6 protein-coding genes and 1 pseudogene are annotated in these 14,451 nt (G+C 35.6%); 1 reads left to right on the forward strand and 6 read right to left on the reverse strand.

What is annotated here, in order from left to right; all coding sequences use genetic code 11:
• Nucleotides 1-154: 154 nt before the first annotated feature.
• Entirely contained in the window at nt 155-2,755 is a 2,601-nt protein-coding gene (gene ppsA, locus CN326_RS15040) for a phosphoenolpyruvate synthase (RefSeq protein ID WP_098309820.1), read from the forward strand.
• Nucleotides 2,756-3,459: 704 nt separating this feature from the next.
• Here ppsA and CN326_RS15045 read toward each other — a convergent pair.
• The 6 genes and pseudogenes from CN326_RS15045 to CN326_RS15070 form a co-directional block, all read right to left on the reverse strand.
• Nucleotides 3,460-3,915: pseudogene (locus tag CN326_RS15045) on the reverse strand (aminoglycoside phosphotransferase family protein); the annotation flags it as partial.
• 132 nt (nt 3,916-4,047) lie between these two features.
• Nucleotides 4,048-6,378 carry a glycerophosphodiester phosphodiesterase family protein gene (locus tag CN326_RS15050; RefSeq protein ID WP_098309821.1) on the reverse strand — a complete coding sequence of 777 codons (2,331 nt, stop codon included), beginning with the start codon at nt 6,376-6,378 and terminating at the stop codon, nt 4,048-4,050.
• A gap of 472 nt (nt 6,379-6,850) precedes the next feature.
• Nucleotides 6,851-7,165, reverse strand: a complete 315-nt coding sequence (locus tag CN326_RS15055) for a DUF3892 domain-containing protein (RefSeq protein ID WP_141525056.1) — start codon at nt 7,163-7,165, stop codon at nt 6,851-6,853.
• 333 nt (nt 7,166-7,498) lie between these two features.
• Nucleotides 7,499-9,127, reverse strand: a complete 1,629-nt coding sequence (abc-f, locus tag CN326_RS15060) for a ribosomal protection-like ABC-F family protein (protein ID WP_098309823.1) — start codon at nt 9,125-9,127, stop codon at nt 7,499-7,501.
• A 723-nt stretch (nt 9,128-9,850) separates the two neighbouring features.
• A complete protein-coding gene (locus CN326_RS15065) occupies nt 9,851-11,230 on the reverse strand; it encodes a catalase (RefSeq protein ID WP_098309824.1) in 1,380 nt (459 codons plus the stop codon).
• A gap of 669 nt (nt 11,231-11,899) precedes the next feature.
• A complete protein-coding gene (locus tag CN326_RS15070) occupies nt 11,900-14,311 on the reverse strand; it encodes a PAS domain S-box protein (RefSeq protein ID WP_098309825.1) in 2,412 nt (803 codons plus the stop codon).
• Nucleotides 14,312-14,451: the final 140 nt, after the last annotated feature.

Consider the following 14,451-nt stretch of genomic DNA (forward strand, 5'->3'; position numbering starts at 1 on the left):
AGGCATCAGTTTACTACTGTATGGTAAGGTTTAGCTATTTTTTGAACTCTTCCTAATTTAATTATAACATATAAAAAATGGTCAATATAGACTATTTATTCTCATTTACTACTGCTAAAATCAATAGAACATTAATGGTTAGGAGAGATGTAGAATGAGTTCTTTGGTTTTCGGTTTTCAGGAGATAGAAAAAACACAGCTTTTGCTCGTTGGCGGAAAAGGGTTAAATTTAGGGGAATTATCAAAAATTGAAGGAATACAAGTACCAGAAGGATTTTGTGTCACAACAGTGGGATATCAAAAAGCCATCGAACAAAACGAAACATATCATGCTTTGTTAGATCGACTAACAACGCTAAAAGTAGAAGATCGAGATCAAATTGGTGAAATTAGCAGGAAGATTCGACAAATCATTATGGAAGTAGAGATTCCTTCCGATGTTGTGAAAGAAGTTACTCACTATCTCTCCCAGCTTGGTGATGAACATGCTTATGCAGTGCGTTCTAGTGCGACTGCTGAAGATTTACCACATGCCTCTTTTGCTGGTCAACAAGACACCTATTTAAATATCATCGGCAAAGAAGCAATCATGCAGCATATCAGCAAATGTTGGGCTTCCCTATTTACGGATCGCGCGGTAATCTACCGTATGCAAAATGGATTTGACCACAGTCAAGTTTATTTATCCGTTATCATTCAAAAGATGGTTTTCCCACAGGCTTCAGGGATTTTATTTACTGCTGATCCGATTACTTCTAACCGAAAGTTGCTATCAATCGATGCCAGTTTTGGACTTGGAGAAGCACTGGTCTCTGGCTTGGTATCTGCCGATTGTTATAAAGTACAGGAAGAGGAAATCGTCGATAAGATGATAGCAACCAAAAAATTGGCTATCTATGGACTAAAAGAAGGCGGAACAGAGACACAGCAGATCGATCCTAATCAGCAAAAGACTCAAACACTTACTGAACAACAAATTTTACAACTAGCACGCATAGGAAGACAGATCGAAGCTCATTTTGGTTGTCCACAAGATATCGAATGGTGTTTGGCTGATGATACATTTTACATTGTCCAGAGTCGTCCAATCACGACTCTTTTCCCCATCCCTGAAGCGAATAATCAAGAAAATCACGTTTATGTATCTGTCGGTCACCAACAAATGATGACCGATCCCATAAAACCACTGGGATTGTCATTTTTCCTGTTAACGACTCCTGCTCCTATGCGTAAAGCTGGTGGGAGGTTGTTTGTTGATGTCACACATCAACTGGCTTCATCTATCAATAGAAACATTTTATTAAATGCCATGGGACAACACGATCCGCTCATGAAAGACGCACTTATGAACATTATTGATCGAGGAGATTTTATAAAATCGTTACCAAATGATAATAAAGCACCAAATCCCAGAAGAGGCAATACAGATATGCTAGCACAAATCGAAAGCAATCCATCAATCGTTTCTGATTTGATTAAGCGTAGTCAAACATCCATAGAAGAGTTAAAACAAAACATCCAAATGAAATCAGGATCAGATTTATTTGATTTTATTCTAGAAGATATTCAGGAATTAAAGAAGATTTTATTTGACCCACAAAGTTCAGCTGTATTTATGGCTGCCATAAATGCTTCATCATGGGTCAATGAAAAAATGAACGAGTGGTTAGGTGAAAAAAACGCAGCAAACACGCTTTCTCAATCTGTACCAAACAATATTACTTCTGAAATGGGTCTAGCACTATTGGATGTCGCAGATGTAATTCGTCCTTATCCAGAAGTAATTGATTATTTACAACATGTAAAAGATGATAACTTTTTGGATGAACTGGTTAAGTTTGATGGTGGACAGGAAGCTAGAGACGCTTTCTATGCTTTTCTCAATGAATACGGAATGCGATGTGCCGGAGAAATCGATATTACTAGAACTAGATGGAGTGAAAAACCAATTACACTTGTCCCCATGATTCTGGGTAACATCGAAAACTTTGAGCCCAATGCTAGCCATCGGAAATTTGAGCAAGGGCTACAGGAAGCTTTGAAAAAAGAACAAGAGTTATTAGATCGATTGAAGCAATTACCGGATGGTGAACAAAAAGCCAAAGAGACAAAACGAATGATCAGCCTAATCCGGAATTTCATTGGTTATCGTGAATATCCAAAATACGGCATGATTAATCGCTACTTCATTTATAAGCAGGCTTTACTAAAAGAAGCCGAACAACTCGTAAAAGCGGGCGTTATTCGTGAAAATGAAGATATATACTATCTCACTTTTGAAGAACTTCACGAAGTTGTACGCACAAATAAACTAGATTACCGGATCATCAGCAAACGAAAAGACGAATACAAATTATATGAAAAACTTACTCCCCCACGTGTTATCACGTCTGATGGTGAAATCATTGCAGGTGAGTACAAACGAGAAAATCTCCCAGCCGAAGCGTTTGTAGGTCTGCCAGTTTCTTCCGGAGTTATAGAGGGAAGAGCACGTGTCATTTTAAGCCTAGAAGATGCTGATTTGAAAGATGGAGATATATTAGTCACCTCATTTACAGACCCTGGCTGGACACCATTATTTGTATCCATAAAAGGTCTAGTCACCGAAGTCGGTGGACTGATGACCCATGGAGCAGTTATAGCACGCGAATATGGCTTGCCAGCAGTTGTCGGAGTGGAAAATGCTACCAAAATGATAAAAGATGGGCAACGAATTCGTGTGCATGGAACAGAAGGGTATATCGAAATATTGTAATTTATGAATAAATCTAGATTTAATTAGTAGCACCGCTCCAGTGGATACTAGAGCGGTGTCTCACAATCTTTCAATTGGGACAAAAAATTGAAGCCAACTTTTTCGGTGGTGCATACTTAAAAATGATAGTTACCGATCCAACTCCACTCAATACATTAATATGGCCGACTTTCCAAATGTGGAGATCGGCTTTTTTATATAAATTTGTGAATGCTATCACTTAAACTATAGGGTACTTTTTTGGAGTAACGAAAAAAGTCCAATTTCTCAATTTTAATACTGAGAAATTGGACTTTTTAATATTATAATTTCCTTAACGTTGTAAATCCGCATTTTCCTGACGCTACCCCTTATAGTTCTTTAAGTAAGGCTTATGGTTTTTATTTATCTTCAAATAAAGTGTAACTTATTTCTATTTATAACTATAAATAAACACCCCTTAAGAATTATAATTTAAACTGTTTTAGTTTTAGTGAATCATAGGACTTTTCACGAAGATAATCATTTCCCCCATTACCCTCACCATCAATACCCTAAAAACTGCTCTGCTTGATTTGATTTTAACATAATACTCCAATTGGAAATCCCTTATTCTAAAAAATTGACAAAATAAAAAAGATCGCCTTCATTAACGACCTTCTTGTGTCAATTCTTCTTCAACAAACATGCCCCGTTAGTAAAAGAGAGATTGTTCATATTCAACAATGACATAGTATGGGTTCAAATACCATTGAATCCAATTTTCTTAATAATTTATCCTTTTGTTTCTCATCTAGATTCTGTACGGATTCAATCTGGCGATGTAGTTTTTCTGACATCGGTTCAAGTAAATCTGAATCAACAACAACAGCATGTATCTTTTGTTGTACGTTGACGCAAACACTTATGTAATGCTCAGCTAGTTCCATATTATTAATTAAGAGATCACCTACTGTTTTCCCTTTTACATATTCCATTATAATCGCTTGTCTACTCTTTATTTCTGTGACTTCTAGTACCTTTGGGACGTGAAGCCCACATGAATAAGCGTATTCTTGTTTCTTTGCTTCGTATAAAGATTCTGTATTTGGAAAATGTTTTTTAAACACTTTCACAATTTTATTATCACAAAGATATATCTTTGCTGTATTCCCTATAGCTATTGGATTACCTAGGTTCAATTATTTTCTCTCCCTAAAGTAAATTACAATAATGCCCTTCACTTTATCTAATACATTCGATGAAATTATAGTGAAGTCCCTCTGCTACTAAACTGCCCCTCCATTTGAAAGAGGGGCAGTTATCTATACTTTTCATTCTGTAACAGTTACTTCAATCGGCTCAGCTACAATATGCCATTCCTTCCCAAGCATTTGGAAAGTATGCATCGCAAATACATTCACTGTTCCGGGCTTCAATGCTTGAATGGTACTGCCTTCAATTTTCACTTTGTCTTCTCCGCTGTTCACAAAGATAGTAGTAGGAATATTCTCTCTTTTGTCCTCGCGATAATTTACTTTGGACTTTATGTGTATAGTCGCTGTTTTTCCTACTTTCAGGTTTACTTTTTTATTCGGGATTTCCAAACGAATCGGCGCATCCGTCAGCCACTGCATATAGTCCGTGATCGGTCCGACAACGCCGGCCTGCAAGGCTTCTCCAAACGGATTCTCGTCCCTGAACGTCCAATGCATATTCAGAAATCCGCGCTGACGCATATATTGGATAAATTCCGGATACAGGCTACCGTAGCTTGCATTCAATGTCGCGTTCATGCTGGCGCCGTACTGCATCATCTGCTGAGCCTTCTTCAGCTTACTGTCTAGTGTGGAAGGAGGGCCAGCGGAGTAAAGATAGCCGGTTCCGACTTCACGGTTGAGACTGCGAACGTTTCTGATATGGTTGGCATCAAAGCTTTGAATCACTACGTTATCAATCATTCCAGCTTGCTCAATTTCCTGCATCACTTGCTTCTCGATGCCGCTCGCCTTAAGCTCGACAAGCAGAACCACATCTTTCCCCTTAAAACCATTCAAAAACTCTTCAAAGGTAGGTACCTTTTCACCTTGGAATTCGGGACTGAATTTGATACCGGCATCCAATGTGCGAATCTGTTCAAGTGTTAAATCCTTTACATAGCCCGTGCCGTTCGTTGTTCGATCCACATTATAGTCATGCATAATTACCAACTTTCCGTCCTTCGTCATCTGCACGTCCGTCTCAATCATATCCGCACCTAATTCATAAGCTTTTCGATAGGAAGCCATCGTATTTTCAGGCGCAAGGGAAGGTACGCCACGATGTGCCGCCACGACCGGGCGCTGCACAAGTGTATTTTCTGGATATTGTCCCAACGCTTCAATGGAGGCTTCAGGTTTCCCTGTCACAATGCCGTCCACTCCAAGATGAATGAGCGTATGGGCGGCTTGCACATCCTCTGCTCCGCTTCCCCAAACGGAAATTGCGCGGCTATGTAAATAATGGACCGCATCAGGGCTCAGATTTTTTTGCGGCATTACCGCAACCATCGCATCGCTTTCATGAATGTCACGCACGAAAGCGGCCATATCATCCTTATTGAAGGATGACTTGGTGTAACGAAGGGCACCGCGAGCTGTTTTAATGAAGCCGCGCATTTCTTTCACGATGGCGGGATTGCTGGATAAAATCTGAAAATCCTGCGTCTGTGTTTCTTTCATGATATTTGCGAGACCTTCAATATCCGCATGTTCTTCCACCTGAACAACCGGAATGAATTTGCCTTTTATGTTTTCTAGAGCTTTTTCAATAGGAGCTCCGTCAACAACCCATTGCCCCTGCACGTTCCGCTTTGCCTGCAGGAGAACCGAAGATGCGCCTTCTTGTGCAACAGATTGCGAAATGATCGTAGGGGGATTCACGATATTCGTTTTCGCTTCTTTCGGAAGAAAAGCGTTCGTTTTCGCTAAAGGAGGAAGTGCATTCGGATATTCATTCACCTTTACATTATCAAATTGAACCGTCGTACCATTCGCTTGAAAGCCAACATCCCCGTTTGCCCATTTCCCAGCTTGATCCGTATCAATCACAAGCTGCCCATCGATGAACTGCTGAACACGATTGCCACTTGCAATCACTTTGATATGATATGTCTTATTGAGAGCCATATTTTCCGGGTAAAAATTCGTTTCCGGCACGACCCACTGATTGCTTTCATTCCGAATGGCGAACTCCAGCCCGTTCATCGCCGTAGTGCCTCTACGCATAGCGGATTGATAATACGGATAAGAATTGGGCTGTATACGATACATCAACGAAGCCCATCTGCTGTCTTCCACCGCGCTTTGAAACGTCATATCCGCTTCAAAAACGTAATTCCCTGATTGATCTCCTAAAGGAATCACTACTCTGGCAGGGGCGGTAGAAGAAGGAGAAGATAATACTAGCTTGCCGTCTACGACCTTGGCATCTCCCTGTACAAGCTTCCAGCCGGCAGGCAGTAACCCGTTGGCGATTTGGTCGAAATTCTCCTGTGTGAGAGTTTGCTCCGCGGCATGAACTTTTGTTGAACTGTCAACCGGAGCCATCCATATACTTCCGAAAATACTTGCCGATACTAAAACAGTTGCAAATTTTTTGGAATTTCCCGTGAATTTCGATGTCATCACTAGTCTCCTTTTTATTTAGTAGAAACATTGTGACTGATTGGCGGGTATTCTTCTGTATTTCTAATAGATAGAGTGAGAAGAAATATATACGTTTCCTATGAAAATATTACCAGATGAAGTTAAATATGGGATTAATGTTTTGCAAAGATATTGTAAAGATAGGACATGAGACTGAGATGTAGCTTTGGAATAAAGTTTGATTAAAAACTTCTTACAAATCCGCTTTCTATGGTAAACAAAAAGCATCCATTTTGAAAAAAGATTGATCAAAATGGATGCTTTTCTAGTAGATTTAAGATTGGTTTTTATAAAAAAGATTGATCATTTTTTACTTATGTTGTTCAATAATAACGCTCTATAATTGAATAACTGATGGTTTTCTTACAGCAAGTTTACGAAGATTACAGTAAATTAGTAAAGTAAAGAAGAGAATATCCAAATTAACATTCTCTTCTTGAGGTTTACCCGTTTAAAAAGAAGGTAAGTTATCTAAGTTATTTTCTTTAATACCATCAGGTTCACTACGTATAATATCCCTGCCATACTTATGAAATACGTCCACATGAGCTAACTTCCCTGATTTTGCTTCATCAAGAGCAGTAATGTAATCTAATTCTCTTCCACTACTTGTTTTAAAAGCAATAATATCATCCTCATCATTTTTACGAACTGCAACAATTTGTTCTACTCCTGAATCGACTTCCTCAACTACTTCCAATTGAGCTTGGTCTTCCCCTTGTTGTAAGTATTCATTATAAATTTTTTGAAAGTCTTTTTTATCCATAACACCCACCTCCAAAACATTTTATTAGTATGTTCGGAAGCTATTAGTTTTATGTACTATGATCCTTAACAAAATGAATTATTTTTACAGTTTTTCATACTTCCATTCCATAAATGCGAACCTATTCCAGCTTTTCAGCTCTTATTCAACATAGTGGCCCAATACATAAAGATCGAGCACAATTCTTGCTACAGAATTGCGCCCTTTAATTAAACAACATTGCTGGCGTTTTTAAATCTTGAATTGAGAAATTTTCATTTTATTATTTTGGGGTAATTCTGAATTCTTAACTTGATGGCAATGTGGCAGTACCCTAACTACAAGTATTTTCGATTATAGCTCCTTTATTTGCTTCGTAAGTTCTTTGAATCTTTTATCAAGTTCCATGTACGCTTCATCTTTAAGAGTTAAAAAGCTTAGTTTTCCTAAAACTTCTTGTCTTTCTGTTTCAAGCTTTAAACGTAATTCAGAGAGATTATCTCTTTTTTGAGATGTTTCTTTCAATTGCTTTTGTATGCTATTGTTTGAAAACACCAGTCTACTGTTAGTCGTTTTTTCAAGAAAGTACCGATCATGTGAAACAACAAGCAGTGTACCATTATATTGCGCTAATGTATTTTCAAGTTGTTCACGTGAAGGTAAATCAAGATGATTTGTCGGTTCATCTAAAATAAGCACATCTTTTTCATCTAATATATACGCCATTAGCTTGCACTTTACACGCTCACCCATACTCATGTGCTTGATTGGTTCTGTCCATTGAGAAGATTTAAACCCTAAATGATTCATTAAACTTTGTACTTTTCCTCTTTCTTCAAAAGTCTCTTTATAAAATAACTGTTCTGGTGTTTTTTCAAGTGGTAAATCAAATACCTCTTGTGTTAAATAACCAATGTTTGCAGATGGTGAAATCCATACTTCGCCTTCAAACGTTTCCTGTCCCATAATCACCTTCAATAGTGTTGTTTTCCCACAACCATTAGCACCTAGTATTGAAATCTTCTCACCATGTTGAATTGTAAAATTAACTTTCTCAAATAATGTTCGTTCCTCAAAACATTTTTTTAATTGTTTCACTTCTAAAAAACGTTTTCCTACCTTTTTATTTGCTTCAATTGAAAACTCTACAATAGGGTCTGGCTTAACACGTTCTATTTTCGTCTTTTCAAGCTCTTTTTCAAGACGCTTTTGTTTCGACTTTACTTGCGCATCCATTCGCTTTGCCTTTACACGATAATATTCTTTAATGCCATCTTTTTTTGTCGACTGTGCATGTGCTTTTTGTGACCATGATGATATTTCTTTCATTTGTGATTCTATACGTTCGATGTTTTTTTGTTGCTTTTCATATTCGCGCTGCTGAGTAAGTCTCTTTTGTTCTCGAACTTTCATATAACTCGTATAATTCCCTTGATGCTCAATTAGTTTTGTATCTTCTATCGACCAAATTCTCGTTGCAACAGCATCTAAGAAATATCGATTATGTGATACAACAATGATTGTTCCACTTTTGCTTTTTATCTGTTCAATGAGCAATTCTGTACTCTGCTCATCTAAATGATTCGTCGGTTCATCTAACATTAGAAGGTTTGTACCTTGCGCAAATCCTTTTGCAAGTCGGATTTTAAGCTTTTCTCCACCACTTAACTTATGAAAATCGTTTGTTGGTACTCCCCATTTTGAAAGAAGTTCAGCTTCTATCGCTGTTACTTCATTAGATATATATGCCTCTTTTTCTTGTTCAACATATGCCATTGTTACGTTCATCTGTTGCCATTGAAGTTTCCCTTTTGTTGGTTCTATTTCTCCATTTATCAACTGTAACAAAGTGGATTTTCCAGCACCATTTTTTCCAATTACTCCAATGATATCTCCCTGTTTCACTGTAGTATTAATTTGTTCAAACAGAGTATTTTCCATTATTTCCAAACAGACATCTTGTATTTTTAAAAGTTCCTTCATACCATCTATTCCTCTCTTTAAAAGGAGAATAAAAAAAATCCTCCCAATTAAATTTGGCAGGATTAGTCGTTTAAATTATTTATACCCAAATAAGCTATTTTATTAAATAGCTTTACTTCCTTATGAACAATGGGTAGACTAATCCTATTTTTTATAATTTGAAATATCCAATTTCAACATTTAAAAATAAGATTAGTTAATCATCGTCCACCCATCATCCTTTCTGTCATTAGTAGTAATATTGTAGCATGGTAATGTTTTATTGGTAAATAGTACAAAAGATTGGTTTTAGAGAAAAGGAGTATTTTCTTCGTTTTGGAGTTATTTTCATATCTTGGTTTGATGGCCATGGGGCGCTACCTGTAGCTTTGAAATAAAGTCGTATTGTTTATAAAAAAGATGTACCGTTTTAAAGAAAGTTATACCGTTTTATTCCTTTTCGATTAAAGAATTCTAAGTGAGTTTTAATCAAACTTTTTTATAAAACGGAATGTTCATTCAAGAAGAAAAGAAGCCATTTTGATTATTCTTTTTTCAAAATGGCTTCTTTTTATTTATCGTAAAATATGGGTTCGCACGATACTTTTAATCAAATTTTATTTCAATGCAACAATTGTAGTATTTGTGAAAGTATACGGTTATTAAGAACATGGTGGAAATTAATAAGTTTTATACAAAAAAACGTCATTTTAATCGTAAAAGTGACGTTTTTTAATCTTCTTATCACTTTTTCATTTCAATCTCAATTCTCTTTGCTAAGTCAGATGATACTTTATTGAAATACTCCATAACTTTCTTTCTAATATCATCAGATATAACTTTCAAATCACTAGCTAAATTTTCGACAAGATGTTCTTTTCCTATTTGAGTTAACCTCGTATAGAATTCACCAGCCTGCCCAAAATCGTCTTGCTTTGTTATAGAAGTTCTTTCTAGTTTGCCTTCAACATATCTTCCATCACCACTTGTAATTTGATTAGCTGGTGTCCAATTTTGCTGTTGGTTAACCGGTAATTTACGAAATTCAGCTCCAATTCTTCTTCTTTGAGAATCACTATAAATATTGGCACGTCCCTGCAGTATTTTATCATCAGATAATTCTGCACCGTCTAGTAAATTAGAAACGGAGAAGGCGACTTTTTCTACTTGTTCCATATAATTATCAGGATTTTTATTTAATACCATTTTGCCTACTGGTATTAGGGGATACTCTTTTTCATCCCATACTTTTGTATTGTCTAAAGGATCATAAGAAAGATTTGCTTCATCCTTTGGGTCCATGAGCTGGACATATAAGCCATATTCCACCGGTTTACCACCCACAATCGCATCGTATAAATCTTTACCAGCGTAATCAGGATTTTCAGCGGCTAGTCTATTTGCTTCTTCGCGGCCAATGTATTGTACACCTTCAAATGGGTACCAATGGTATTTAACGTACTTTCTGATACCTTGAGCATTTCTCCAAACATATGTATTTACACTATGTCCTGGAATGCGGCGAAGACTTTTTACCGTACCAGCATCAGAGTATAAACGTACAACAAAATGAATCGATTCAGGCGCTCTTGCTACAAAGCTCCAAAACCTATCAGGATCAATTAAATTATTTTTTGGTGAAGGTAAGAATGCTTTAATAAATTCCGGAAATCGTATCGCATCACGAATAGAAAAGACAGGAATGTGATTACATAAAAGGTCAAAAATGCCTTCTTCTGTATAAAATTTTGTAGTAAAACCACTTACATTTCTAGATGTATCAGGTGTTCCTTTCATACTGACAGCTAACGAAAAGCGAACCATAACAGGAACTTTTTGATTAGAATTTTGTAAAAAGCTCAGTTTTGTATGTTCGGACATCGAATATATCGTTTGAAAATAACCAAATGCACCAAATCCTTTTGCATGAACAGGTCTTTCTAAAATCTTTTCATGAATAAATTCTTGTAAGGTTTCGTGTAGTACACCATCTTGTTCCAGTACAGGTCCCCCAGAGCCAATCGTCTGGGAATGAAGTTTAGTTGGCTCATTGGAGAGGTCTCGATTCTCATAATGGCTTTCCTCTAATAAAGTTTGCCTCTGTTTATGATGTTTTTCATTCATTATTATAGCCTCCAAAATTCAATTTCCATCAATCGTTACTAAATATGATTTTTAAGGCTCGAATATGTATCTTCTTCTTTTATTTTCAACATTCATTAGAAATATAGTTTCTTAAAGTTAGTAGCATTTTTCAGGGAATTGCAATATAAAGTGAATTTAAACCGATGTGTGAACAGATCGCCAGTTAAAGAAGACTCCTATGCAGTGGACCTTTTTGAACAGGTAGAATTATGAAAAGATGAATATGAAGAAGGAAAAGCTTATTTAAATAGAAGCTTATTTTTGTGTGATAAAAGGAACAGAATTTTTTTAAGCCTTTCAAATAAACGTAAGAGGTTAAGTTACACCCTGAATTTATTTTCAGAACTTAGATTGCCAGACAATATAGGTTTTGCAATTGACTTTGTTAAGATGATAAAAGAGTATCAAAAGGCTAATAAAAAAAGTATTTATAAGAAATGATCAAACTTTTTTAAAAAATAATACATCTAGATATGGTATAGAAGAATCCATTTTGATTATCTTTTTTCAAAATGGATTCTTTTTGGTTCTCACTAAATAAGGGTTTGCAAAACATTTTTGAACAAACTTTATTCCAAACCAACAATACCCCATACCTATCAAGCTAAGATAATTTTGTATCCATTCTAAAATTTAACAACATTTGTTTTATAATTTACAAATAGGGAGAGTAACATCTATTATTGTTCCTCTATTCACTTCACTTTCAATACATATTTTGCCTTGATGCATTTCAATAATTTTGTAACAAATCATTAATCCTAAGCCAATCCCCTCCTCTTTAATGCTATAAAATGGTTCTCCAAGGTATGGTATACGCTCTTGAGGAATCCCACATCCTTGATCAATAAATCGAATATTTATTTGATTATTACCAGCTTTATTAATTTGAATTAAAATTTCTCCTCCCGTTGGCATAGATTCAATTGCATTTTTTAAGATATTAACGAATACTTGTTTTAATTGATTCCCTTCACAAAGTATCATTGGAATATTAGAGATAACTTCTGTCTTAATTTGTATATTGTTCATTATTGCTTGGGGCTCTAGTAGCATTACAACTTGATTCATTAACATACTTATATCATTAGGGTGAATTTTCACCGCCTGTGGTTTGGCTATTGCCATAAATTCATTCGTAATGCTTTCAATTCGATCAATTTCTGATGATACTATATTTATATAGCGATGATTATTTTCATTTTCCATTGTTTTTAATAATTGCATAAATCCTTTCATTGCAGTTAAAGGGTTTCTAATTTCATGAGCGATTGCTGTAGCTAATTGACCTACAACAGCAAGCTTTTCAGATTTTCTTAATAATTCTTCCGTCTTTATTCGTTCGGTAATATCTCGAGAAATACTTAAGAAAACTTCTTTTCCGTTCAACTTGAATACACGAATACTAAATTCAGTCGTTATTTTCTTTCCTGTATGAAAAACATATTCATCTTGCAAAGTAAAAGAATCTTCCCCTTTTTTAATTTTTTCAATTAATCTTTTTAAAAGGGGAGAATCCGTAGAAACAAGATCAGGAAATGGTATACTAAGAATTTCATCTCTACTTAAATTAAACCTTTCACACCCAATCGCATTTACTTCAATGAATCGAGTGGGTGTTCGATTTTTATCCAATTCTACTACGTATACCGCATCCGCCGCCTCTTCAAATAATACACGATATTTCAATTCACTTTCTTGCAATTGTTGATATAATTGATGTCGTTCTTTTTCTGCTTGTTTTCTTTCAGAAATGTCCCTACATATTGCAGAGAGAGCCATTATATTCCCTCTCAAATCTAGAATAGGTGAAATCGTTATACTTACATCAATTAAATCCCCATTTTTTCGTTGTCTAATGGTCTCTAATCGAGTAATTGTAGATTTTTCAGACAGAATATTTTGAATGATTTCTATCGATTCATCCATTAAGAAATCAGGTACACAAGGTACTTTTTTACCGATAGCTTCTTGTATTGGCCAACCAAATATCGTTTCAAAAGCTTTATTCGCTTGTAAAATATGCCCTTCTCGATCAGTGATAACAATCGCATCTATGTTGTTATTTACAAATGACTCCAGTAATTCTTTAGTCGTTTTTAATTCATCTTCCACCTTTTTTCTCTTTGTAATATCAATTGCAGAACCAACAACTTCAATCACTTTTCCATTTCGCTTAATGGGTCGAAGCCCGATTAGCACAATATTTTCATCATCTGGCCAAGGAATTTCAAATATAACTTCATTCCCTTCCCATGCTTGTATATAATACTTCAGTAATTGAGGAACGAGGTGGGAAGGAAGAATGGAAGGATCTATAGTACGTAAACTTTTTCCTACCACCTGTTCAGAATAAAGCCCATTTTGATAATAAAATTGTCCATCACACATCGTATGTATAAAGTGCGTATCTACTTTAATAAATTTAAAGATTCCTCCTTGCAGTTCATGAACAGTATCTTTCAGCTCTTGCTTCGATCCTTTTAATTTTTGATTCGTTCTAAATAACTCTTGTGTTAAGGAATATAATTTTTGATAAGCTTCCATCAGAAAAAGTCCGCTTAACAGACCCATACTTGTAAATAATAAGTTTTGAATGTGAAGCATTTTAGATATTACAGTCGGAATGAAGAATTCGCCTACCAATCGAATCATAGCCATATAACAAATCAGATAAAGAAAGCTAGCTTTAAATGGATGTAAGTTTTTGAAATATGTTTTAAAAATAGTAAATATAATGCCTATTCCTAATAATGCGACGATATATGGTACATAATATCCATCCATATAAGTAACACGCATGATAAAAATACTAAGTACCGTAATCCAACCGGCAGTGCGACCAAAGTAAACAAATGATAAAATGAGAGGAACAGCTCGAAGATCATAGTAAAATCCCATGTATTTAAAAGAAAAAGTCATCAAAATAACAGCAATGATTGCCCCATATATTTTTTCCATGAACTGGCTGGATTTCATTACAAACACTTGGATGAATATAATTGAACTAACTAGGAATGCAAAAATAAAAAGATTAATAAAAAAGTCTTTGATAAACATATAGTGTCCCTCCTTATATGAAACAAATTCGACAAAAAAGGAGAAAATCCTACAAATAAAATTATAGAAATAGAGGGACAGTTCCATTTTGCTAAGTCTATATAGGGGTAGCCTCTTGGATCCTTCATAATAGGAAGCGC

The organism is Bacillus sp. AFS018417, assembly GCF_002560985.1.
GTDB classification, from domain to species: Bacteria; Bacillota; Bacilli; order Bacillales; family Bacillaceae_G; genus Bacillus_A; species Bacillus_A rhizoplanae.

What these genes read in the sequence shown, in the direction of transcription:
- CN326_RS15050 (WP_098309821.1), bottom strand. Translation starts at nt 6,378, where the DNA reads ATGACATCGAAATTCACGGGAAATTCCAAAAAATTTGCAACTGTTTTA.
- abc-f (WP_098309823.1), bottom strand. Translation starts at nt 9,127, where the DNA reads ATGAAGGAACTTTTAAAAATACAAGATGTCTGTTTGGAAATAATGGAA.
- ppsA (WP_098309820.1), top strand. Translation starts at nt 155, where the DNA reads ATGAGTTCTTTGGTTTTCGGTTTTCAGGAGATAGAAAAAACACAGCTT.
- CN326_RS15055 (WP_141525056.1), bottom strand. Translation starts at nt 7,165, where the DNA reads ATGGATAAAAAAGACTTTCAAAAAATTTATAATGAATACTTACAACAA.
- CN326_RS15070 (WP_098309825.1), bottom strand. Translation starts at nt 14,311, where the DNA reads ATGTTTATCAAAGACTTTTTTATTAATCTTTTTATTTTTGCATTCCTA.
- CN326_RS15065 (WP_098309824.1), bottom strand. Translation starts at nt 11,230, where the DNA reads ATGAATGAAAAACATCATAAACAGAGGCAAACTTTATTAGAGGAAAGC.